Source organism: Micromonospora sp. NBC_00362, from assembly GCF_026342155.1.
Lineage (GTDB): Bacteria > Actinomycetota > Actinomycetes > Mycobacteriales > Micromonosporaceae > Micromonospora > Micromonospora hortensis.
Map to the genome: position 1 here is coordinate 992261 of NZ_JAPENH010000001.1, position 22376 is coordinate 1014636.

At 70.9% G+C, this 22376-nt stretch carries 22 protein-coding genes; 13 read left to right on the top strand and 9 right to left on the bottom strand.

Features of this window, described 5'->3' with window-relative positions; translation table 11 throughout:
* Window positions 1–29: 29 nt before the first annotated feature.
* The 3 genes from OG992_RS04305 to OG992_RS04315 all read left to right on the top strand — a co-directional run bounded on the left by OG992_RS04305 (window position 30) and on the right by OG992_RS04315 (window position 4238).
* A complete protein-coding gene (locus tag OG992_RS04305) occupies window positions 30–431 on the top strand; it encodes a hypothetical protein (RefSeq protein ID WP_238685956.1) in 402 nt (133 codons plus the stop codon).
* Window positions 432–518: 87 nt separating this feature from the next.
* Window positions 519–2615 (top strand): amino acid transporter, encoded by a 2097-nt coding sequence (locus tag OG992_RS04310; protein ID WP_238685554.1) that lies wholly within the window; start codon window positions 519–521, stop codon window positions 2613–2615.
* A 261-nt stretch (window positions 2616–2876) separates the two neighbouring features.
* Window positions 2877–4238: a right-handed parallel beta-helix repeat-containing protein gene (locus OG992_RS04315; protein ID WP_266302434.1), complete on the top strand. Its 1362-nt coding sequence runs from the start codon at window positions 2877–2879 to the stop codon at window positions 4236–4238.
* 203 nt (window positions 4239–4441) lie between these two features.
* Here OG992_RS04315 and OG992_RS04320 read toward each other — a convergent pair whose 3' ends face one another.
* Window positions 4442–5401: a TIGR03557 family F420-dependent LLM class oxidoreductase gene (locus OG992_RS04320; protein ID WP_266302435.1), complete on the bottom strand. Its 960-nt coding sequence runs from the start codon at window positions 5399–5401 to the stop codon at window positions 4442–4444.
* Between the two features lie 161 nt (window positions 5402–5562).
* Entirely contained in the window at window positions 5563–6444 is an 882-nt protein-coding gene (locus OG992_RS04325; protein WP_266302436.1) for an NAD(P)-dependent oxidoreductase, read from the bottom strand.
* A 95-nt stretch (window positions 6445–6539) separates the two neighbouring features.
* Here OG992_RS04325 and OG992_RS04330 point away from each other — a divergent pair, with 95 nt between their 5' ends.
* Complete coding sequence (locus OG992_RS04330; protein WP_238685557.1) at window positions 6540–6902, top strand: helix-turn-helix domain-containing protein; 363 nt, start codon at window positions 6540–6542, stop codon at window positions 6900–6902.
* A 243-nt stretch (window positions 6903–7145) separates the two neighbouring features.
* On the opposite strand, the gene OG992_RS04335 is transcribed toward OG992_RS04330, so the two are convergent.
* Complete coding sequence (locus OG992_RS04335; protein ID WP_007460667.1) at window positions 7146–7352, bottom strand: hypothetical protein; 207 nt, start codon at window positions 7350–7352, stop codon at window positions 7146–7148.
* A gap of 252 nt (window positions 7353–7604) precedes the next feature.
* On the opposite strand from OG992_RS04335, the gene OG992_RS04340 reads away from it, so the two are divergent.
* Window positions 7605–8432, top strand: coding sequence for a hypothetical protein (locus OG992_RS04340; RefSeq protein ID WP_238685558.1), 828 nt, complete (start codon window positions 7605–7607; stop codon window positions 8430–8432).
* Window positions 8429–9187 (top strand): Asp/Glu racemase, encoded by a 759-nt coding sequence (locus OG992_RS04345; RefSeq protein ID WP_266302437.1) that lies wholly within the window; start codon window positions 8429–8431, stop codon window positions 9185–9187. Before OG992_RS04340 ends, OG992_RS04345 begins: the two co-directional genes overlap by 4 nt.
* A 14-nt stretch (window positions 9188–9201) precedes the next feature.
* Here OG992_RS04345 and OG992_RS04350 read toward each other — a convergent pair whose 3' ends face one another.
* From OG992_RS04350 to OG992_RS33770, 3 genes are all read right to left on the bottom strand, one after another.
* A complete protein-coding gene (locus OG992_RS04350; RefSeq protein WP_238685560.1) occupies window positions 9202–10410 on the bottom strand; it encodes a low temperature requirement protein A in 1209 nt (402 codons plus the stop codon).
* Window positions 10411–10537: 127 nt separating this feature from the next.
* Window positions 10538–11494, bottom strand: a complete 957-nt coding sequence (locus tag OG992_RS04355; RefSeq protein ID WP_266302438.1) for a 5'-3' exonuclease — start codon at window positions 11492–11494, stop codon at window positions 10538–10540.
* 58 nt (window positions 11495–11552) lie between these two features.
* Complete coding sequence (locus OG992_RS33770; RefSeq protein ID WP_323181781.1) at window positions 11553–12065, bottom strand: DUF3040 domain-containing protein; 513 nt, start codon at window positions 12063–12065, stop codon at window positions 11553–11555.
* A gap of 249 nt (window positions 12066–12314) precedes the next feature.
* Between OG992_RS33770 and OG992_RS04365 the strand changes: the two genes are divergently transcribed.
* Both OG992_RS04365 and OG992_RS04370 read left to right on the top strand, forming a co-directional pair.
* Complete coding sequence (locus OG992_RS04365) at window positions 12315–12809, top strand: CAP family protein (protein WP_238685562.1); 495 nt, start codon at window positions 12315–12317, stop codon at window positions 12807–12809.
* A 205-nt stretch (window positions 12810–13014) separates the two neighbouring features.
* Window positions 13015–13893 (top strand): winged helix-turn-helix transcriptional regulator, encoded by an 879-nt coding sequence (locus OG992_RS04370; RefSeq protein WP_266302439.1) that lies wholly within the window; start codon window positions 13015–13017, stop codon window positions 13891–13893.
* Between the two features lie 55 nt (window positions 13894–13948).
* On the opposite strand, the gene OG992_RS04375 is transcribed toward OG992_RS04370, so the two are convergent.
* On the bottom strand, window positions 13949–14839 hold the full coding sequence (locus tag OG992_RS04375) for a LysR family transcriptional regulator (RefSeq protein WP_238685564.1): 891 nt from the start codon (window positions 14837–14839) through the stop codon (window positions 13949–13951).
* Between the two features lie 93 nt (window positions 14840–14932).
* Between OG992_RS04375 and OG992_RS04380 the strand changes: the two genes are divergently transcribed.
* Together OG992_RS04380 and OG992_RS04385 are read left to right on the top strand one after the other, a co-directional pair.
* Window positions 14933–15886 carry a DMT family transporter gene (locus OG992_RS04380; RefSeq protein WP_266302440.1) on the top strand — a complete coding sequence of 318 codons (954 nt, stop codon included), beginning with the start codon at window positions 14933–14935 and terminating at the stop codon, window positions 15884–15886.
* Window positions 15887–15924: 38 nt separating this feature from the next.
* A complete protein-coding gene (locus tag OG992_RS04385; RefSeq protein ID WP_266302441.1) occupies window positions 15925–17289 on the top strand; it encodes an MFS transporter in 1365 nt (454 codons plus the stop codon).
* 100 nt (window positions 17290–17389) lie between these two features.
* Here the strand turns inward: OG992_RS04385 and OG992_RS04390 are convergent, their stop codons facing one another.
* Window positions 17390–18757, bottom strand: a complete 1368-nt coding sequence (locus OG992_RS04390; RefSeq protein ID WP_266302442.1) for a glycosyl hydrolase family 18 protein — start codon at window positions 18755–18757, stop codon at window positions 17390–17392.
* 202 nt (window positions 18758–18959) lie between these two features.
* Here OG992_RS04390 and OG992_RS04395 point away from each other — a divergent pair, with 202 nt between their 5' ends.
* The 3 genes from OG992_RS04395 (at window position 18960) to OG992_RS04405 (ending at window position 21828) form a co-directional block, all read left to right on the top strand.
* Window positions 18960–20075: a Xaa-Pro peptidase family protein gene (locus tag OG992_RS04395; protein ID WP_266302443.1), complete on the top strand. Its 1116-nt coding sequence runs from the start codon at window positions 18960–18962 to the stop codon at window positions 20073–20075.
* A complete protein-coding gene (locus tag OG992_RS04400) occupies window positions 20072–21214 on the top strand; it encodes an acyl-CoA dehydrogenase family protein (RefSeq protein WP_266302444.1) in 1143 nt (380 codons plus the stop codon). The genes OG992_RS04395 and OG992_RS04400 overlap by 4 nt, the downstream gene beginning before the upstream one ends.
* Window positions 21215–21321: 107 nt before the next feature.
* Window positions 21322–21828 carry an Lrp/AsnC family transcriptional regulator gene (locus OG992_RS04405; RefSeq protein ID WP_091398289.1) on the top strand — a complete coding sequence of 169 codons (507 nt, stop codon included), beginning with the start codon at window positions 21322–21324 and terminating at the stop codon, window positions 21826–21828.
* On the opposite strand, the gene OG992_RS04410 is transcribed toward OG992_RS04405, so the two are convergent.
* The gene (locus OG992_RS04410) at window positions 21758–22369 is read right to left on the bottom strand and encodes a histidine phosphatase family protein (protein ID WP_210785778.1); all 612 of its coding nucleotides are present in this window, start codon (window positions 22367–22369) and stop codon (window positions 21758–21760) included. The two genes, OG992_RS04405 and OG992_RS04410, sit on opposite strands and share 71 nt — an antisense overlap.
* Between the last annotated feature and the right edge of the window lie 7 nt (window positions 22370–22376).

Below are 22376 nucleotides of genomic sequence, written 5' to 3' on the forward strand. Positions count from 1 at the left end.
TCGCGACCCACCGCTCGGCCCGGCGCCCGATGACCGGCGTCGTGGCCCGGTTTCCGTTCCGCTTCGACCCGGTGTTCCGCCCAGTGCTGGCGCTGCTGGGGGTCCGCCCGGCGACGGCCTGGGTCGCCGTCACCGAACGGGACCTGATGATCCGGTACGGGCCGTGGCGGCTGCGGACCGACCGGGACAACGTCACCGCCGTCGAGCTGAGCGGGCCGTACCGCTGGTGGCGGGCGATCGGCCCACACCTGTCGCTGGCCGACGGCGGTGCGACCTTCGGCAGCAGCGCGGCCGGCGGGATCTGCCTGCGCTTCGGCGTACCGGTGCCGGCGCTCGTGCCCGGAGGGCGGCCCCGGCACCCGGCGGCCACGGTGACCGTCGCCGACCCACCCGCGCTGGCCCGGCTGCTCGCCGTCGCGGACCTGTCCTGAGCAGGCCCAACAGGTACCCGGTTCCGCCGATCAGGCGCCGGGTCACCGCCTACCGTCAGATCAGGACCTGTGAGGGTGGGACTGGCGATGGCTGACGAGCACCGGGCGAAACCACGGCGCTGGAACGGGCGCCGCCACGCGCCGAGCGGCCCGGACCCGGCGCTGCGGGCGGCCCGCGACCCGGCCCGCCCACACCGGGGCGGCCGGCACGGCGTCGTGGTGCCCGAACGCGTGGCCACCCCGGCCCGCTCGGCGCCGCCGGCCAGCCCGCTGCGCCGGTGGCTCTTCCAGCACCAGGTGCAGCCGCCCGGCCCCGAGGCGACCGAGGGACAGAACCGTCGGCACGCCTGGTGGCAGGTGATGTGCCTGACGGGCGTGGACTACTTCTCCACGCTGTCGTACCTGCCTGGCATCGCGGCGGTGGCGGCCGGGGCGCTCTCCCCGCTGGCAACCCTGTTGATCGTCGTGCTCACCCTGTTCGGCATGCTGCCGATGTACCGGCGGGTGGCCCACGAGAGCCCGCACGGTCAGGGCTCGGTGGCGATGTTGGAGCGGTTGCTGCCGTTCTGGCGGGGCAAGATCTTCGTCCTCGTGCTGCTCGGCTTCGTGGCCACCTCCTGGATCATCACGATCACCCTCTCCTCGGCCGACGCCACAGTGCACCTGCTGGAGAACCCGTACCTGCCGGACGTCCTGCACGGGTCCGTGGTGCCGGTCGTGGTGACTGTGGTGCTGCTGCTCATCCTCGGTGGGGTGTTCCTGCTCGGGTTCCGCGAGGCGGTGGTGGTGGCCATCCCGCTGGTCGCGGTCTTCCTGGTCCTCAACGCGGTGATCGTCGTGGTCGCTGTGGCCCGAATCGTCGAGGACCCGGGCATCGTGTCGAACTGGACGGCCGCGGTGACCTCGACCGGTGGCGGCCCGGGCGGGGTGCTGCTCACCGCCGTGTTGGCGTTCCCGCTGCTGGTGCTGGGGCTGTCCGGTTTCGAGACCGGGGTCAGCATGATGCCCCTGGTGGCGGCCGACGGCCCGGACAAGCAGGCCCGGCTCGCCGCCCGGATCCGTAACACACGTCGGCTGCTCACCACCGCCGCGTTGATCATGTCGGTGTACCTGATCTCGACGACCTTCGTGACCACGGCGCTCATTCCGGCGGAGGAGTTCCGGCCGGGCGGCGGCGCGAACGGGCGGGCGCTGGCGTTCCTGGCGCACACCTACCTGGGGGAGGTGTTCGGCAGCGTCTACGACGTGAGCAGCGTGCTCATCCTCTGGTTCGCCGGCGCCTCGGCGATGGCCGGGCTGATCAACATCGTGCCGCGCTACCTGCCGTCGTACGGCATGGCGCCGGAGTGGGCGCGGGCGGTACGCCCCGTGGTGATCGTCTACACCGTCGTCAGCGTCGCCATCACTATCGCCTTCCGCGCCGACGTCAACGCCCAGGCCGGTGCGTACGCCACCGGGATCCTGGCCATGATGGTGTCCGGGGCGGTGGCGGTGACGATCTCCGCGGCCCGTCATCACCGGCGTGGCTCCGCGATCGGCTTCACAGTGCTGACCCTGGTGCTGCTGTACGCGTTGCTGGAGAACGTCATCGAACAGCCGGACGGCATCACGATCTCCGCGCTGTTCATCCTCGGCATCATCGTGGTCTCGTTGGTCTCCCGGGTCACCCGGACCACCGAGCTGCGCGCCGAGCGGATCGAGTTCGACGAGGCGGCCCGTCGGTTCATCACCGAGTCGCTGGCGCACGACGGGCAGTTGCACCTGATCGCGAACAAGCGCCAGAAGGGGTCGGTGAAGGAGTACACGATCAAGGAGCGTGCGCAGCGGGGGATGAATCCGGTGCCCGGGGCCGCGGACGTGCTGTTCCTGGAGATCGACGTGGTCGATCCGTCGGAGTTCAGTCAGGTGTTGCGCGTGCACGGGATCGAGGTGGGCGGCTTCCGGGTGTTGCGGGCCAACAGCCCGGCCGCGCCGAACGCGATCGCCGCGATCCTGCTGGCCCTGCGGGACGCCACCGGAGTCCGGCCGCACGCGCACTTCGAGTGGTCGGAGGGCAGCCCGATCGCGCACCTGGCGCGCTACCTCATCCTGGGCCGGGGAGACACCCCGCCGGTGGTGCGGGAGATCATCCGCCGGACCGAACGGGACCCGCTGCGTCGACCCGGCATCCACGTCGGCGGGTGAGCTCGGCGCCGACGTGGCCGCCATAAGGGCTGGCCCCTGGGCCTGGAGCGGGCCCCAACCGCTGTTTCGGGCGGATTCGACCCTGCTGTGCCGGGGGGCGGCGGAAGGGGGTGCCCAAGCGCAATCGCAAGGTTATTCACGTTCGCCTGCCTTGTCACATTTGACCGTCGTATCGTCATTTCGGTGGCGGTAGGGACGTTAGCCACCCCGCGCCTGTTTTGGGGGCGGCCGTGTCAGATGCACGAGGGGCAGGGAAGTTCTATGTTCACGTACCGAGCGAGTCGACGCCCAGCGCGGCCCAGGCGGCGGTCCCGGTGGTTCTTAACCGGTGGTCTGGTGGCTGGCGGCATGGTGGTGGCGACGACGGGTCTGACCGGCGTGGCGGCTGCGGCGGCCGACCGGGTGACGGTGCCCTGCGACTCCGACCGGCTCATCGCGGCGCTCGTCCGTGCCAACGCCGAGGGTGGCGGCGAGCTTCGCCTGGCGCGCAAGTGCACCTACACCCTCACCGAGGCATTCCAGCAACCCGACGATTACGACGGCGGCATCCGGGACGCCCGCGAGGCTGCCGACACCGCGGAGAACCCCGGGGACGCCGAAGCGCCCCCGCGCGATCCGAAGGACGACAAGGCCGGTCTGCCTGTCATCTACCACGCCATCACCATCCGGGGGGAGGGCGCCACCATCCGGCGCGACCCAGACGCCGAGGAGTTCCGGTTCTTCACCGTCCGCGATGGTGGTGAGCTGGACCTGAGTGACGTCGTCCTCAAGAACGGCCGGTCGGCAGCCGAGGGGGGCAGCATCCACGTGGTCCATGGAGCCGCCGCCGCCGTGCGGCGCACGACGATCATCGGAAGCACCTCCCGCTCCGCCGAGGGAGGCGGTGGCGCGGTCTTCAACGACGGCAACATGACGATCAGCGACAGCACCTTCGTCGGCAACCGCGCCATCGGCAAGGAGGGTAAGGGCGGAGGGCTGCTCAACGGTGGCGTGCTCACCCTGGACAAGTCGAAGTTCTTCGAGAACACCGCCGCCAGCTACGGCGGTGGGCTCGGCAACTACCGGGGAGCGGCCGAGGTCCACCGGAGCACGTTCGCCGACAACAAGGCGGCGCAGGGCGGGGGCTTCGCCAGCTTCTCGGCGCGCAGCAAGGTCTCGGACGTCCGGGTGATCGGTAACACCGCCGAGGTCGGCGGGGGCATCGCCAACTCGGACGCGGTGCTCTACCTGCGGGGCATGACGATCCGTGACAACACCGCCACGGTCAAGGGCGGCGGCATCTCCACCTTCCAGGGCCTGCTTCCGCTCGACGAGAGCACCATCACGCACAACACGTCCGAAGGCGACGGTGGTGGGATCTACTCCGAGAAGTCCAACCTGCTGGTGCGCCGTAGCGCCGTCAGCCGCAACGACGCCGACAAGAAGGCGGGCGGCATCTTCGTCACCATGGGCCAGGTCTCGCTGTTCAAGAGCCGGGTGGCCGACAACGTCTCCGACGTGCGGCCTGGCGGCCTCTTCGTGGACAAGGCCCAGGCCAAGGTCGATGACGAGACCGAGATCAGCGGCAACGAGCCCAGCAACTGCCTGGACAGCACGGCGCCGGTTCCCAACTGTTTCCGCTGACCACGTCAGCAAGGTGGCCCGCCGGGTGGCGGACACCGGTCCGGAACGCACCCGGCCCGCAGGAGCGATCGACCGATCGCCAGTGGGCCGGGTGCGCCGGCTGTACCCCTGGGTGGAGCTGATGGTCATGCGGGTGACGGCCCGGCGGCGAATGCTCCAAACCAGCCTCCTGGCCCGCTCGTCGGCGAGCGGATGGTCCGCTCTCAGCCCATCGCGCGCAGACGGCCGGAGAGGTCGCCGGCGAAGAAGTCGAGGAAGCCGTCCGGGTCGGGGCCGGCGTTCTGCAGGACGATGTGGTCGAAGCCGGCCTCGACGTACGACCGGACCTTGGCGACGTGCGGCTCCGGGTCCGGACCGACGGCGAACAGCTGCCGGATGTGCTTCTCCTCGACGTACGCGCTGGCCGCGTCGAAGTTGACCGGGTTCGGCAGCTCGCTCATCACCTTCCAGCCGGTGACCATCCATCGGCTCGTCTGCAACACCGCCTGCACCGCCTGTTGCTCGTCGGTGGCCCAGGCCAGTGGCACCTCGGCGTAGCGCGGCCCCGAACCCTGGGCGCGTCGGTAGTGCTCGACGATCGACGCGTCCGGCTCGGTGGCGAACAGGCCGTCGCCCAACTCGGCGGCGAGCCGTGCCGACACCTCACCGCTGGCCGCCACCGCGATCACGGGCAGAGTGTCCGGCAGATCGAAGATCCGGGCGTCCTCCAGTTGCAGGTGCCGGCCCTCGTACGACTGGTAGCCGCCCTGCCAGAGCAGCCGGATGATCTCCAGCGCCTCGCGTAGTCGCTCGTGTCGCCCGCGCACGCTGGGGAAGCCCTGGCCGACCACGTGCTCGTTGAGCCGCTCTCCGGCGCCCACCCCGAGGGTGAACCGGCCGTCGGAGATCAGCGCCATGGTCGCCGCGGCCTGCGCGATGATCGCCGGGTGGTAGCGGACGGTCGGGCAGGTGACCCCGGTGGCCAGGCGCAGGGTGCTGGTCTTGGCCGCGATGGCGCCGAGCACGCTCCAGGTGAAGGACGAGTGTCCCTGCGCGTCCAGCCACGGGTGGAAGTGGTCGCTCATCTCGACGAAGTCGAAGCCGGCCCGCTCGGCCAGGACAGCCTGTCGGATGATGTCCTGCGGGCCGTACCCCTCGGCGGCCAGCTTGTAGCCGATCTGCATGCCCACACTCCCGATCCCGTTCGCTGACTGAGGCATCGGCGGTTCCCGGCCTCGGCGCGGACAAACGCCGGTAAGTCGCACACCAGCCTCCTAGGATGCCTTAGGCGGTGTGCGGTGTGTGGCGGGAGGCACCAACGGACCGCCTCCCGCCACCGGGCATCTCACCGCACCAGCAGATCGATGACTCCCGTCAGGTCCTCCTCGCCACCGCCCTCCGCCAGGCGGCGGCGCATCAGGTCGAAGTAGGGGCGGAGCAGTTCGGGGCTGACGCCCTGCTGCTCGGCGGTGCGCAGAAAGGTCGGCGTTCCGGCCACCTGCATGGCGAGAGGGGAGACGACCCCAGTGGTGTAGTCCCCGCTGCGCAGTTGGTCGGCGGTCTGGTGCACCGCCGGGACCATCGCGACGAGCCAGTCGGCGAGCAGTGGGGCGAGCGCCGCCGGGTCGATGTCCTCCCGACGGATCAGGGCGAAGGCGTGCGCGGCCCCGGCGAACATCCCGTACATGGCGCTGAGCAGAGCCACGTCGTGCAGGGCCGCGAAGCCCGCGTCCTCGCCGACGTAGGTGGTGCCGACCGGGACGCCCAGCGTCTCCCGGTGCCGTTCGAACAGCGCTCGCGAGCCGCTGTAGAAGACGTATGCGCCGGCCGCCGGGACGCCGATCATCGGCGGGACAGCCATGATTCCACCGTCCAGGTAGCGGGCGCCGCGGCTGCGGGCCCAGGCCGCGCGGGCGCGGGCCTGGGTAGGGGTGCTGGTGGTCAGGTTGACCAGGTCCCGGCCGACCAGGTCCACACCGGCCAGCACCTCGTCGACCGAGCTGTCGTCCAATAGGCAGACGACGACCAGGGTGCTCGCCGCGACCGCCTCGGCGGCGCTGCCCGCGACCCTCGCCCCGTCGGACGCGAGCGCTGTTGCGCGGGCAGGGGTGCGGTTCCAGACGGTGAGCGGGTAGCCGGCGGCAAGCCAGGCGCGGGCCAGCGCCGTACCCATCGCGCCGAGTCCCAGCATCGTGACGGAAGGTTTCTCCACAGTGTTCGGTTCCATGCCGATTAGGCTGGTCATCGGCCCTCAGATGATCAAGTACGCACTTCGGAGTGCGTACTCACCAGGGGGTGAGCGAGCACGTCGGAGGGGTGGTTATGGCGACGGTGAACCGGCCGGGCACCGCGGACGGACACGCGTGCGGTATCGACACCGCGATGGAGGTGATCGGCGGCAAGTGGAAGGTGCTGATCCTCTGGGCGCTCCACGAGCACCCCCTGCGTCGCTTCGGCGAGCTGCGTCGACTGCTTCCGGGGATCACCGAGAAGGTGCTGGCCTCACACCTACGGGAGATGGAGGCGGACGGCGTCGTGCACCGCGTCTCCTACGACGAGGTGCCGCCCCGCGTCGAGTACTCGTTGACCGAGGACGGCACTCGCCTCAACGAGGCCCTCGAGCCGCTGGCCGCCTGGGGACGCGACCGGTCGACAGTTGCGCGGTCGGGGGAGGAGACGGGCTAGGGCCTGTTTCATAAGAACTGGCCGGCCTGCGGCGGGCCCGAACGACGACCGGCGGCGTTGCGGTTTCGTCCGGATACAACACCGGTATCCGAACGAAACCGCGCCTTGCCGGATCGCCGCCCGGACTCCGCCTCGGCTCGACCGCCCTTATGAAACAGGCCCTTGGGCTCCGGAGCGACCTCGCCGAAACCGCGCCGGCCCGTGCCCCCACTGCGGGGGCACGGGCCGTGGTGCGTCTGTCGTCTACTTGGAAGGCTCGGGCAGCTTGCAGTCGACCTTCGGGTTGGCGCCGATGTAGTTCAACGGCCCGGCCACGATGGTGACCAGGATGGTGCCGGCCTCGGCGCAATTGGTGTCGTCGCCGCTGTAGTAACCGCGCTGGCCACCGGCGATGGCGCCGATCACCAACCAGATCACGACGATGACTCCGAGAATCGAGGTGCCGCGCATCGCTGCCTCCTGAGGTATGTGGTGGATCTGAGGTGCAGCCGTTGTACCCAATCGGGTCGCGCGGCTAACGGTTGCGTGCTACGACCCCCCGCGGATCCCCCATCCGGCCGATGCCGTCCGCCGTTGTGTACCGCCCGGGCATCCGCCGCCCGCACCGGGTAGCGCCTGTCGGCTATCGGATCGGCGACCGACCTCGCCGTCATCCGGGTGAGTGGACGTAGAACTGCCTCACGGCCCCGCCGAGGAGGACTCATGGACGCCCCGACACCGCCCCTCTACATCGACCGCCCCGAGGACGTCGCGGTCGCGGCCCGCGCGCTTGCCGGCGGCGCGATCGTCGCGGCGGCGTTCGCCAACTTCTACGTCATCGTGACGCGTCCCGACGCGGCCACCGTGCGCCGGGTCAACCTGGCCAAGGGCCGACCGGTCCAGCAGGTCGGCAGCATCACCACAGCGATCGGCCGGATCCCCGGGATGTTCGACTGGACGCGGATCTCGCCGCGGTTGCCGGTCGGCCGGGTGCGGGCGCTGATGGACGCCCTCTACGGGGCCGGGCCGTTCGGCTTCCGCGGGCCGGCCGCGGACCGGCTTCCCGACCACCTCACCCAGGTCGACCAGGGTTTGCGGACCACCCAGGTGATCGCACCAGGGCTGACGTGCCCGTCCAACGCCTTCTTCGAGCGGGCGCTCGCCGAGACCGGAACGGATCACCTCTACATCACCTCGGCGAACCGCTCCCGGCATCTCACCGGCGCTGCCGAGGAACCGGCGCACTGGAAGGCGGGCGCCCTCGCCGCCGACTTCGCCCATCTCGACGATCTGGTGGTGCTGGTCCACCGGGACGAGGCCGCGGCCCGCGCCGCGTACCCGGGCTACCTCACCACCTCGGTCACCCTGCTTTCGTTCCACGCGCCGGAGGGTGACCTCGAAGAACCGCCGGTGCTCACGGTGGACCGGCACGGATCGCTGCACCTGGACGACGTCCGCCGCGCCGCCGCGCCGCTCGGCCTGCAGGTGCGCCTGGCCGGAGGTGCCCGGGAACGATTGCAGGTCCGTGGGTACGCCGGGGCACTGGTGTGAGCGGCTATCGCATCGGCCTGGTGGTGCCCAGTTCCAACACCACAATGGAAACCGAGATCCCGGCGATGCTGCGCCGGCGTGAGGCCGTTGATCCGACGGTCCGCTTCACCACCCACGCCAGTCGGGTACGGCTGCGTCAGGTGACCGCCGACGAGTTGGCCCGGATGAACCGCTCCGCCCTGCGGTGTGCCGCCGAGCTGGCCGACGCCCGCTGCGACGTGCTCGCGTACGCCTGTCTGGTGGCGGTGATGTGCGAGGGCGCCGGCGCGCACGAGCGGGCCGAGCGGCGGTTGGGCCGCGCGGCCGGTCGCGCCGGGCACGACATGCCGGTGGTGACCAGTGCCGGCGCGTTGGTCGCGGGGCTGCGGGCGCTGGGTGCCCGCCGGGTGGCCCTGGTCGCGCCGTACCTGCCGCCGTTGACAGCGACCGTCGTCGCCTACCTCGCCGCGTACGGCGTGCGGGTGACCGACGCGGTGAGCCTCTGCGAGCCGGACAACGTGGCGGTAGGGCGCATCCCCGCGGAGCGTCTGGTCGAGCTGGCCGGTCGTCTGGACGTGACCGGCGTGGACGCCGTGGTCCTCTCCGCCTGCGTGCAGTTGCCGTCACTGGCGGTGGTGCCGCTGGTGGAGGCCGGTCTCGGTCGCCCGGTGCTCACCGCGGCGACGGCGACGGTGCATCAACTGCTCACCGGTCTGGGTGTCGAGCCGTACGTGCCCGACGCGGGTCGGCTGCTGGCCGGCCCGATTCCGCAATAAAAGGCGGGTGTGGTTCAGTGCGGGGGTGACGGGGCCTCCGGCGGCTTGCCGTGGCTACGCCGGAAGTCCGCGTAGGCCACGCCGACCAGCACCAGCAGCCCGCCGAGGGAGGCGAAGACCGGCGGCAGGTACAGCACGCCGGGGGCGATGGTCAGCAGCGCCAGCACCCCACCGGGTCGCGACCACGACACCCGGCTGAACACCTCGTACTCGAACGAGGCCCGGCCGGCCAGGAACAGAGCCGGGCCGCCGAGGATCACCGCCAGCCAGGCCGGCGGCGTCCGCCCGGTCGGCTCGTGCAGCACCAGGTGGAAGCCGGCCGCCGTGGTGACCACGCCGGCGATCATCAACAGGTGGGTGTACGGCGCGCTGAACAGGAATTTGCTGGGCGACCGGGCTGCCTGGATCGCTGTCGGCAGCAGCTCGCCGGACTTGTGCACGTAGATCCGCCAGAGCAGCAGCGTGGTCAGGAACGCCACAGCGAAGGCCCCGATGTTCTCGGCCTCGTTGTGCTCCATGCTGAACATGGTGCCGATCGTCAGGATGGCGTCGCCGAGCGCGATGATGAAGAACTGCTGGTAGCGCTCGGAGAGATGCTCGGCGGTGACGTTGCGCTGCTTCTCGGGCACCACCCCGAGCCCCGGCACCGGGTACGCGAGGCGGAAGCCGGTGTAGTCGATGACGAGCGCGATGGCCCAGCACGCGATCCGGGCGTCCCCGCTGACGAAGGCGCCGATGAGCCACGGGATCGCCGACACCGCGAACCAGACGAAGATGCGGGCCGCCCGACGCTGGGTCTGCGGTTCGCGGCGTACCGCAGGCATCAGGAACAGGCCACGCCCGAGGTGGATCGCCACGTAGGTGCCGGCGAAGACGAGCCCCCGATCGTTGAACGCCTCCGGGATCGCCGTGGTCATCAGCAGCGCGCCGAACATCACCGCGCTGATCAGCAGCTTGATCTCGGTGCGTTCCGGGTTGTACAGGTCGGTGACCAGCGTGGTGATCGCCCAGGTCCACCAGACGGCGGCCAGCATGATCAGTGCCTCGGCGGCGCGGTGCCAGTCGAGCTGGTCGACCATTCCCCGTGAGATGAGCGCCAGCGCGACCACGTACACCAGGTCGAAGAAGAGTTCGAGGAGGGTGACCCGACGTGGGCCCTCCGGGTCGCGCACCGGCGGACCGCTGGCCCGTGGCGATCCGGGCTCCGGCGCGGCGAGGTGCACGGGATACTCCTGCGGAACCGCTCGACTCGATGGACCTGTCCGGTCCACCTCTGCGGACGGTAACGGGCGGGCGAGCCCGGCATCCCGCGTTCGCCCGCTCGTCCCCCGACCGGGTCGTGTCGGGTGGTTACCGCGCTTGCGGGGATGTCGAGGGCTTCTCGCCGCCGCGAGGGGCGGCGAGGGCGTCGACGAGGCGGCGGGCCGAGCCGGCCAGGTTCCATCGTTGGGCGAGCTCGAGCAGCCGGTCCGGGTCGGCCGGCGCGCTCGGCAGCGCGGTGGGCAGCTCCGGCAGGGGCACGTCCAGGGCGACCCGGACCACCGTCGGCGCGACGCCCAGGTAGTCGCGGGCCGCGACCAGCTTGGCGCGCAGGCCCGGTGCGAAGGACGAGTCGGAGTCGTCGAGCGCGGCCAGGATGCCGGCGATGCTGCCGTAGCGTTCGATCAGCCGGGCGGCGGTCTTGTCGCCGACGCCGGCCACCCCGGGCAACCCGTCACTCGGGTCGCCGCGTAGCGCGGCGAAGTCGGCGTACCGGTCGGCGGGCACACCGTAGCGGGCCCGTACGGCGGCGTCGTCGCAGTCGTCGAGCTTGGCGACGCCGCGCCCGACGTAGAGCAGCCGGACCGGTCGGGCGTCGTCGACGAGTTGGAACAGGTCCCGGTCGCCGGAGACCACCTCCACCGGGCCGGGCTGGGTCACCGAGAGGGTGCCGAGCACGTCGTCCGCCTCGTAACCGGTCGCGCCGACCGCGGTGATGCCCACAGCGGTCAGCACCTCCAGGATCATCGGCACCTGCGGGGAGAGGGTGTCCGGAACGATCTCGCCGCCCTGCGGGGCGACCCGGTGCGCCTTGTACGACGGCAGCAGGTCCACCCGCCACGCCGGGCGCCAGTCGTAGTCCAGGGCGCAGATCATCCGGTCGGCGCCCCGCACCCGGATCAGGGTGGCGAGCATGTCGAGGAAGCCGCGCACCGCGTTGACCGGGGTGCCGTCCTCAGCCTTTGCTGCGGACTCCGGTATGCCGAAGTAGGCCCGGAAGTAGAGGCTGGCTGCGTCGATCAGCAGGATCGGGGGTCGGTGTGCCACGCCGGACAGCCTGGCACAACCGTCCGACGATCTGGTGTACGCCCGGCCGCCGGTGGTGTCAGCGTCGCTCGTCGGGCCGGTAGACGGTCTCCCGTCGGGCCAGGCGCTGCACGACGTAGCTGGTCACCAGCAGCAGGATGGCGACCACCACCTCGACCCAGGCCGCGACGCCGTCGGCGACGGTGACGCCGATGACCAGCAGGACCAGGCCGACGAGTGCGAGGACCCCGGCCCACAGTTGGCGGCGACGGCGGGTCGCCGCCCGGTTCGCCTGGTTCCCTGCCACGTCGGTCCTCCCGGTCGGGTCGCCCGCGCGGGCGTCCCGATCCCAGGCTAGGGGCCGCGGGGACGCGCGGGGCCGGAAATTGCAGGCGGAGCACCTGCCGGCCGGTGTGCCGAAGTCGTGACGAGGTGGGCAATCGGGTGGCGACGCAGCGTCGATGTCGTCAGCGAACGGCACCGGTCGACGGCGGGGTGTGAAATCGCCGTTGTGACAGAGAAGAGGAAATTCTCTGTCACGCCGCTGATGTCGTTCGGGTCTGAGACCGCGTGCCGCTGACGGTGCGTCCACGCCAGGGTGCCCCGGTCACCACCTGGGGCGGTGCGGCCAGGCCCGCTGCGGCATCTCCGCATCGGTTCACCGGCGAGAGCCGGTGTTATCGCTTCTGTCATCAATCCATCACCTTCAGTGACGGCTCTTTCGTGTCTGCCGATGGAAGGCTGTCGATGGCCATCCGACCCGCCGTGTCAGCCGTCGAGGGCCGAGCCGCCCACCAGGGGCAGACATTCCGCCGTTCTTCTTCAGAAGAGGTGTCACATCATGCGAGATGGATTCGCGGATCGAACCAACGACGAGTTCCTGCAAGAGGTGCTGAGCAAGGTCAACGAACTGCGGGCGCGGCACGGATCGTCGTTGCTCACCCTCGACCTGGAGCTCGTGGAGTACTCGAAGTCGCGGGCGTCCTTCATGGCCGAGAAGGGCAATCTCACCCACGAGGGTCTGCGACCGGACACCGGTGAGAACGGGTCGTGGGCGGGCGCCTCGACTGGCCCGACGGCAGGCTCCGGGACCGCTGCCGTCGACTCCTGGTACAGCGAGATCAGCAACTACGACTTCGCCACGGGGAAGGCCATCGACTCCACGAAGGCCATCGGGCACTTCACCGCGCTGGTCTGGAAGAACACCACGAAGCTGGGCGTGGGGCGGGTCGCCGGCCAGGGCGCGAAATGGTGGGAGACCTTCATCGTGGCCAACTTCTCGCCGCCCGGAAACATGGGAGGCCAGTACGTGATGAACGTGACGCCCGCGAGCTGAGACGCCGACCCCCGGCGGGCGTACCGGTGGTGACCGGTGCGCCCCCGGGGGTTGCCCCCGAACCGCCCTCAGGGCCGAGGCGACGGGCATGCCCGCCCCGCCCCGGCCCGTTCGTCGACGGGAATGTCGCCGTCCCCCGTTCGTCAAGCCGGCGAGTTCCAATCTGGAACGGACTATAGTCGGACGGGACCAATGGAGGTAGCGGGTGCGGCGAGAGGATCTCGCCGATGCGGACTGCGGCATCGCGCAGGCGCTCGGCGTACTGGGGGACTGGTGGACGTTCCTCATCGTGCGTGACGTCGCCGGCGGGACGACCCGCTTCGACGGGCTGCAACGCGAGCTGGGTGTCAGTCGGCGGGCGCTGACCGAGCGCCTCGGCGCGCTTGTCGAGCACGGTGTGCTGGAGCGCCGCCCGTACTCACGACACCCGCCGCGCTACGACTACCTGCTCACCGCGAGGGGCGAGGGGCTGTTGCCGGTGCTGATCGCGCTGCAGGAGTGGGGAACGAGGCATCTGATGGGCGACGGTGACGTGACCGCGACGGCCGACGCGGGTTCGGCCGAGGCGCGCCGGGCGCACGACCTGGTCGGCCGACGGTTGCCCGATGTCGTCCTGACCGCCGCCGACGGGCAACCGGTGGCGGTGGCCGCGACGGGTGCGTGGACGGTCCTCTACCTGTTCCCCGGGGCGTACGCGCCGGGAACGCACGGCTATCCGCCCGGCTGGGCGGAGATTCCCGGCGCCCGGGGGTGCACCCTGGAGTCGACCACCTACGCCAAGCGTCATCCGGACTTCGTGACCGCCGGCGTGCGCGTGTACGGCATCAGCACCCAGCGGCCCGACCAGCTCGCCGATTTCGCCGCGTACGCCGAACTGCCCTTCCCGTTGCTGTCCGATGAGGACGGCCGGCTGGCCGCCGGGCTGCTGCTGCCCGTCTTCCGCGCCGGTGGGATGACCCGGTTCAAGCGGCTGACCCTGCTGGTCGACCCGCAGGCGGTGGTGCGAGCCTTGCAGTTCCCGGTCTCCGACCCAGCGGGGTCGGTGGACGAGATGCTCACCCTGGTCCGCGCGCACCAGGTGTGAGCCCCCGCTGGGGGAGCTGTCCCAGGCAGTCCCGCCGCGCCCCCGAGGTTGGCCCTCAGTCGGTTGCCGCGTGCCGCAGTGCGGCGAGCAATCCGTCGAGCGCCGGCTGGCCCAGCGATGTCTGCCGCACCGCCGCCTGGATCGCCCGTACGGGTTCCGGGTTGCGGATCTTGCGCATCACGACGCCGGGGTGCCGGTTGGCCAGCCCCAACTCCGGAATCAGACTGACGCCCAGGCCTGCGGCGACAAAGCCCTGCGCGGTGGCGTAATCCTCGCTCCGCGCCACCACGTTCGGCTGGAAGCCGGCCGCAGCGCAGCCGTCGAGGATGACATCGAGGCACGGGCCGGGACACTCGCTGCCGACCCACGGCTCACCAGCCAGATCGATCAGGTCGACGACCCGCTTCGAGGCGAGCCGGTGCCCCTTGGGTAGGGCGGCGCGATAGGGGTCGTCGAGCAGGTGGACCAGGTGGACGCCCTCCGGTGGCCGATCCGCGGATCTGACCACGATGGCCAGGTCGATCCGGCCCTGCGTCACCGCCGGCAGCGGGTCGGCGGGGTCGGTCATCCTGAGGTCGACCCGGACGCCCGGGTACGCCTGCCGGAGCCGAGCGAGCGCGGGTGCCATCAGGGTGGCTCCGGCGGTGGCAAAGTAGCCGATCGCCAGCCGCCCGGTACGCCCGGCCCGCAGATCGGCCAGCGCCGTCTCCGCCTCGGCCAGTTGCTTGCCGATGATGGCCGCGTGTTCGGTGAGCAGCCGTCCGGCAGCCGTCGGCCGTACGCCCCGGCCGACGCGCTCCAACAGCGCGATCCCGGCCTCCTTTTCGAGGGCCGCCACCTGCTGGCTGACCGCGGACGGGGTGTACCCGAGATCCGCCGCCGCTGCGGTCACCGAGCCCGTGGCAACCACCGCGCGGAGGACCTGCATGCGGCGTACGTCAATCATGTAGCTGAGCTTAACGGTCTCTGAAGAACCTTTCACTTGTCCTGTCGAGTCCGCTCCGGCAGCGTTCATGTCGATTCGACCGGGAGGCAAGAAGTGAACATTGGCGGACGTGGCGCGTTGGGACGGATGGCCGTGCTCGCGCTGCTGTGGGGCTCCGGCTTCCTCTGGATCAAGCTGGCCCTGAACAACGGTCTGACCCCCCTGCAGATCACCTTCGCGCGCTCCGCGCTCGGCGCGGCGGTCCTGCTGGGCCTGGCCTGGTCCGCACGCCAGCGAGTGCCCCGGGACCGGACGACCTGGTGCCATCTCGTCGTGGCCGCCTTCTTCTGCAACGCCCTGCCGTTCTTCCTCTTCAGCCTCGGCGAGCAGACCGTCGACTCCGGGCTGGCCGGCGTGCTGAATGCGACCACGCCGCTGTGGTCTCTGCTGATCGGCATCGGGATCGGGGCAGAACGTGGCCTGGGCCCGGTCCGCCTGGGCGGGCTGCTGCTCGGCTTCGCCGGTACCTTGCTGATCTTCGCCCCCTGGCATGCGGCCGGGCTGCTGAGCTGGGGCACTCTTGCCCTACTCGGCGCGGCGGCGAGCTACGCCGTCGCCTTCGCCTACATGGCCCGAAAGCTCACCGGGAGGGGCACCGCCCCGATCGCCCTCGCCGCGGCCCAGCTTCTCACCGCCACCGCGCTGAGCGCGCTGGCCTTGCCAGCCGGCGGGATGACACCGCCGGAATTCAATCCGAAGGCCGTGATCGCGGTCGCCCTTCTCGGCATCCTCAGCACCGGATTCACCTTCTACCTCAGTTACCGGCTGATCGCGGACGAGGGGGCGACCAGCGCCGCCACCGTCGGGTACCTGCTGCCGATCGTCTCGGTGGCGCTGGGGGCGATCGTGCTCGATGAGCAAATCGGTCTGCGGGTCATCGCGGGGATGGTCGTCGTGTTCCTCGGTGTCGCGATGACCCGGCGACAGCAGCCTCCGCGATCGGTCAGCGAGGATGCCGCGACACCCGGCACCCATACCGCCCCCACCAGCAAGGCCGCTGCCGGATGACGGCGGTGCCGCGAACCCAACCACCGGATGAACGGATCATGCAACCCAACTCCCCGTGGCGAAACTCCGACTTCCGCGCCCTGTTCACCGCGACGAGCCTCAGCCAACTCGGCACCAACGTCGGGTACGTCGCCGTCCCGCTCATCGCCGTGTCTGCCCTCGACGCCCGTCCCGGCCAGGTCGGGGCACTGGCCACCCTGAGCACCGCCGCCTTCCTCCTCATCGGTCTTCCCGCCGGGGCCTGGGTGGACCGGATGCGCCATCGGCGCGTACTGATCACCGCTGACCTGGCCCGAGCCGCGCTGTTCGCCCTCATCCCGCTGGCCTGGTGGTGGGACGCCCTCACGCTCTGGCAGTTGTATCTGGTCGTCTTGTTGAACGGCTGCGCCACCGTCTTCAGCGATGTCGGCGCGCAGAGCGTGTTGCCGCGAGTCGTCGGCCGTGACGGCCTGGTCCAGGCGAACGCCGCCGTGGTGAGCCTGATGGCGGTCGGCAACATAGCCGGGCGGGGCGCGGGCGGGGCGCTGGTCCAGCTACTCAGCGCGCCCGTGGCGGTGGCGTGCGCGGCCGTGGGCTACCTGGCCTCGGCCCTTCGGCTCACCGCCATTCGCCGTACCCCGGCGTCGGCCGGGACGGGGCAAGCGACCCGGTTGAGCACACAGATCGCCGAAGGGCTGCAGCACGTCTTCAACAACCCGGAACTACGGGCCCTCGCGCTCACCGCAACCCTGTCCAACCTCGGCTCGCAGATCATCAATACCATGCTTCCGGTGCTGTTCATCCGGGAACTCGGCCTCCCGGCCGGCGCGCTGGGCCTGTTCTGGGCGGTGGGCGGGGCCGGCCTGCTGCTGGGATCCCGCTGCGCTCGCCCCATCGCCGGACGGCTCGGCTACGGCCGCGCGCTCGGTCTCGTCGGCCTGTGCCTGGCGCCCGCCGGACTGCTCGTACCGCTCATCGACCGGGGCCCCTGGTTATGGCTCGCCGGGACCGGATGGCTGCTCGCCCTGTTCAAGACGGGCATGGACAACGTACTCGGCGTCAGCCTGCGACAGCGGATGACACCGGACTCCCTCCTCGGCAGGATGAACGCCACCTTCCGCTTCCTGCTCACCGGCGCACTCGCGATCGGCGCCGCCGTGGCCGGACTGATCGGCGAGTTGGCCACCGCGCACGCCACGCTCTGGGTAGGGGGTGCCGTGCTGACGGTGGCCTTCCTGCCCGTGTTTCTCTCGCCCCTTCGCACCCGCCGCGACTTGCCAGAATCGCCGGCGGGCAAGAACGACGGCGCCGATCAACGAACCGGGTCCCTGGCGCTGGCCGGTGCGAACCGTCCGGTGGCTGAAACGCCGGGTCTGTTGTCCGGTCCACCATCGCCGAACACTGACCGCGCCATGATCAAGTAATTGGCGAGCTGGGACAGCAACCCCAGCGCGGGGCCGGTTGAGGAAGGGCCTCTTGTTGACGTACGTACGTCAACAAGAGGCCCTTCCTCAACCCTTACCGTCAGGCCGGGAGCGTCCAACGCTGGTTGGCGCCGGCGAAGCAGTCCCAGATCTGCAACCGGGTGCCGTCGGCGGAGCTGTTGTCGCTGGCGTCGAGGCACTTGTTCGACTGCGGGTTGCGCAGCGTGCCGTTGGACTGCGCCTGCCAGACCTGCGCGCCGCTGCCGTTGCAGTCCCAGAGTTGGACCTTCGCGCCGTTGGCGGTGGAGCCGCTGGTGATGTCGGCGCACTTGCCGAGGGCGCGCAGCGTGCTGTCGCTGGCCACGGTCCAGGTCTGCGCGTTGGTGCCGTTGCAGCCCCAGAGCTGGACGGCGGCGCCGTTGGCGGTGCTCGCCGAGGCCACGTCGACGCACTTGCCGGCGATCCCGGTGATCTGACCGGTGCGACCGGTCGGCGGCGGGGTGGTGCCGCCCATGATGGTGTCGTACATGGCGCTGAGCAGTGAGGTCGAGCCGCTGGTGTCCTGCGACAGCTCCCAGTTCATCACGCCGCCGGCGTTTGCGAGGGCCCACTGCGTCTTGCGCTTGACTGTCGGAATGCCGTTCCAGCACTGCTGGCTGCCGCCGATGGTGGCGCAGTCCCGGTTGGCGTTCGCCGGGTCGAGTCCGACCAGGTACGAGTAGTTGTAGTAGACGGGGCGGCTGTAGAACGGGATGCCGAGGACTGCCTTGCTGGCCGGCAGGCCGCGGGCCTTCCACAGGTTGATGCTGTTGATCGACCAGTCGTAGTTGGCATGCGGGCTGCCGCCGTCGTACGCCATGATGTTGAGCCAGTCGACCTGGTTGAACACTGCCGTCTGGACGCCCTGGACGCTACCGCCCTCGCTGACCACGGCGGCGGTGAGCAGCTTGCCGCGACTGTGCAGGGCGCTGCTGAGCTGCGTCATGAGCGCCGTGTAGTTGTTGGCCGAGGCGCCCGGGTCGGGGTACTCCCAGTCCATGTCGACGCCGTCGAGGTTGTACTGGTTGACGAAGTTGATCAGGTTGTTGACGAAGTTGGTGCGGCTGGTGGCGTTGGCGGCGAGCGTCTCGAAGGCCGAGTCGTTGCCGTCGTTCCAGCCGCCGACGGCGATGGAGACCTTGACGTTGTTGGCGTGCCCCTGCGAGACCAGCGAGGAGAGCCGGGCCCCGTCCACCCCTTGCAGGGTGCCGTTGCTGTTGGGCAGGACGAAGGCGTAGTTGATGTGGGTGAGCTTGTTGTACTGGATGGTGTTGATGTTGCCGGCCCAGGAGGGCATGTAGCCGACGCTCTTGAAGTTGTTCGGCAGCACCACGGCCTGCGCGGGGGCGCTGGTGACGGTGAGGGTGGCGCCGGCGGTGGCCAGCGCGAGCAGGCCGGCGGCGAGGGTGCGGCGCAGTGGTGAGGACATCGGGGGCCTTCCCGTGGGCGGGGGACGACACCCGCCCGCGCAGGGTTGTCGCGGGCGGGGGGTGCGGGGACGCAGGGACGGGTGGGCCTCGAGGCAGCCAAATCTTAAAGAGTGTTAACTGTCCGCGTCAATCAACGTCGATGGATTTTCCGACGATCGGTGTCGATATGGGGTTTGCCCAAACGACCGTTAAGCTGACGGGGTGGGACTCGACGAGCTGTATCCGCCGGATCGGTTGATCGCCGCGCAGCGCGCGACGGCCGCCGCCGGCCTGGACGCCCTCCTGCTCACGCCCGGCTCCGACCTGCGGTATCTGACCGGGTACGACGCCCACGCGGGGGAGCGGCTCACCTGCCTGGTGCTGCCCGCCGAGGGTGAGCCGACCCTCGTCGTGCCCCGGCTCGAACGCCCGGCCGCCGAGGCGTCCCCCGCGCCGGCGACCGGAGTGCGCATCGTCGACCACGTCGACGGCACCGACCCGTACCCTCTGGTCGTCGCCGCCCTCGACGGCCCGGTCGCCGCGGTCGGGCTCGCCGACCGGATGTGGGCCGAGCAGGTCCTCGGCCTGCGCGCGGCGCTGCCCGACGCCGCGCAACGGCTCGCCGGGGAGGTGCTGCGCGAGTTGCGGATCCGCAAGTCCCCGGCGGAGGTCGCGGCGCTCGCCGAGGCTGGCGCGGCGATCGACGAGGTGCACCTGCGGATGGGCGAGTGGCTGCGCCCCGGTCGCACCGAGGCCGAGGTCGCCACCGACATCGCCGCGGCGATCCGCGCCGCCGGGCACGTCACCGTCGACTTCGTCATCGTGGCGGCCGGGCCCAACGGCGCCAGCCCGCACCACGGCACCTCCGACCGTCCCATCGGCGTCGACGAGCCGGTGGTGGTCGACATCGGCGGCACCATGGCGTCGGGCTACCGCTCGGACTGCACCCGCACCTACCTGGCGGGCGGGTCGGCGCCAGCCGACTTCCTGGACTACTACGCGGTGCTGCGCGACGCCCAACGCGCCGCCGTCGAGGCGGTGCGCCCCGGGACCACCGCCGCGGCGGCCGACGCCGCGGCCCGCGCGCCGATCGCCGCCGCCGGCTACGGTCCCGCGTTCCTGCACCGCACCGGCCACGGCATCGGCCTGGACGGGCACGAGGAGCCGTACCTGGTGGCCGGCAACGACCGACCCCTCGACGCCGGCATGGCGTTCTCCATCGAACCGGGCATCTACCTGGCGGGCCGGCACGGCGCCCGCATCGAGGACATCGTCGTCTGCACGACGGACGGCGTGCAACGGCTCAACACCACCCCCACGGAGCTCATCGCGCTATGACTGTCGACCGGATCCTCCCCACCGACGAGGCCCACGACCTGCTGGGTCTCGCCACCGAGCTCGCCGACGGCGAGCTCGCGCCGAAGGCCGCGGCCTTCGAGGAACGCGCCGAGTTCCCCCGCGAGGTGCTGCGCACGCTGGGCCGCGCCGGCCTGCTCGGCCTGCCCTACCCCGAGGAGCACGGCGGAGCGGCGCAACCGTACGAGGTGTACCTGCAGGTGCTGGAGATCCTGGCCAGCCGCTGGCTCGCCGTCGCCGAAGCGGTCAGCGTGCACACCCTGTCCTGCTACCCGGTGGCGGCGTTCGGCAGCGACGAGCAGCGCAAGCTGCTGCCGGACATGCTCGGTGGCGAGTTGCTGGGCGCGTACTGCCTCTCCGAGCCGCAGGGTGGCTCGGACGCGGCGGCGCTGACCACCCGGGCGGATCGTGACGGGGACGCCTACCTGGTCTCCGGCACCAAGGCGTGGATCACCCACGCCCACACCGCCGACTTCTACAACGTCTTCTGCCGCACCGGAGGGCCCGGCCCGAAGGGGATCTCCTGCCTGCTCGCCGACGCGGGCACCGCCGGCATCGCCCCGCAGGCGGCCGAGCGGACGATGGGGCTGCGCGCCTCCCCGGTGGCGCAGATCGCCTTCGACGAGGCGCGGGTGCCGGCCGACCGGTTGATCGGCGGCGAGGGGATGGGCTTCACCATCGCGATGTCCGCGCTGGACTCCGGCCGCCTGGGCATCGCGGCGTGCGCTGTCGGGCTGGCCCAGGCCGCCCTGGACTACGCGGTCTCCTACGCCCGGGAGCGGCAGCAGTTCGGGCGCTCCATCATCGACTTCCAGGGGTTGGGGTTCCTCCTCGCCGACGCGGCCACCCAGATCTCCGCCGCCCGCGCGCTGACCCTGGCGGCGGCCCGGCTGCGCGACGCCGGCCGCCCGTACTCGATCGAGGCGGCCAAGGCGAAGCTGTTCGCCACCGACATGGCGATGCGGGTGACCACCGACGCGGTGCAGGTGCTCGGCGGCGCGGGTTACGTGGCCGACCACCCGGTGGAGCGGTACATGCGTGAGGCGAAGGTGTTGCAGATCGTGGAGGGCACCAATCAGATCCAGCGGATGGTGATCTCCCGGGCGCTGGCCAAGGGCTGACGACGGCACGCGGTGGTGGGGCCGCGGTGGGTGCGTCACGGCCCACAGCGGTCCGCCACTCGGGTACCTCGTCGCCGTGCGACGGTTTTCCCGGTAGGTTGCACGCCGTGGAGGAGATCGACCGCGCTATCGTCGCCGCGCTGACCGCCGACGGCCGTCTGTCGTACACCGACCTGGCCGAGCGGGTGGGGCTGTCGGTGTCCGCCGTGCACCAGCGGGTCCGTCGGCTGGAGCAGCGCGGGGTGATCAAGGGGTACGCCGCCCGGGTGTCGTTCGAGGCGCTGGACCTGCCGCTGACCGCGTTCGTGGCGATCCGGCCGTTCGATCCGTCGCAGCCGGACGACGCACCGGAGCGACTGGCCCACCTGCCGGAGATCGACTCCTGCTATTCGGTGGCGGGGGAGGACTTCTACCTGCTGCTGGTGCGGGTGGCCAGCCCCACCGACCTGGAGCGGGTGCTCCAGGAGATCCGCACCTCGGCGAACGTCACGACCCGGACGACTGTGGTGTTGTCCACGCCGTACGAGAACCGGCCACCGAAGATCAGCTCTGCGGCACCGAGTCGGTCGCGGTCCCGGGCGCCGGAGGAGCCGGCTGGTTCCACCGCAGGATGACCTGCCGGCCGTGTTCGTGACCGAGCGCGCTGACCGTGGCGGTGTCCAGGCGTAGCCGCCCACCGGCGGACGGGGGCAGGCCGATCCAGCGGGCGCCGAGCACCCGCAGGCTGTGCGCGTGCCCGACCAGCGCGACGGTGCCACGGTCGAGCAGGGGAGTGACGCGGGCCAGCACCCGGTCGAGCCGTTCGCCCACCTGCGCGGGGGACTCGCCGCCGGGGCAGCCGTCGGTCCAGATGTTCCAGTGCGGATCGTCGTCGTGGATGTCGACGGTGGTGCGGCCCTCGTACTCGCCGTAGTTCCACTCGCTGAGGTCCTCGTCGACGGCGTCGACGGTGAGCCCGGCCAGCTGCGCGGTGCGCAGCGCACGGGAGCGGGGGCTGGTCAGCACCGTGACGAAGCGCCGGCCGGCCAGGAACGCGGCCAGGGTGCGCGCCTGTCGCTCGCCGTCGGGTGTCAGCTCCAGGTCGGTGTACGAGGTGTGCCGCAGGCTGGCGCTCCAGGTGGTCTCGCCGTGCCGGATCAGCAGGAGCTCTCCCATGCGGTCA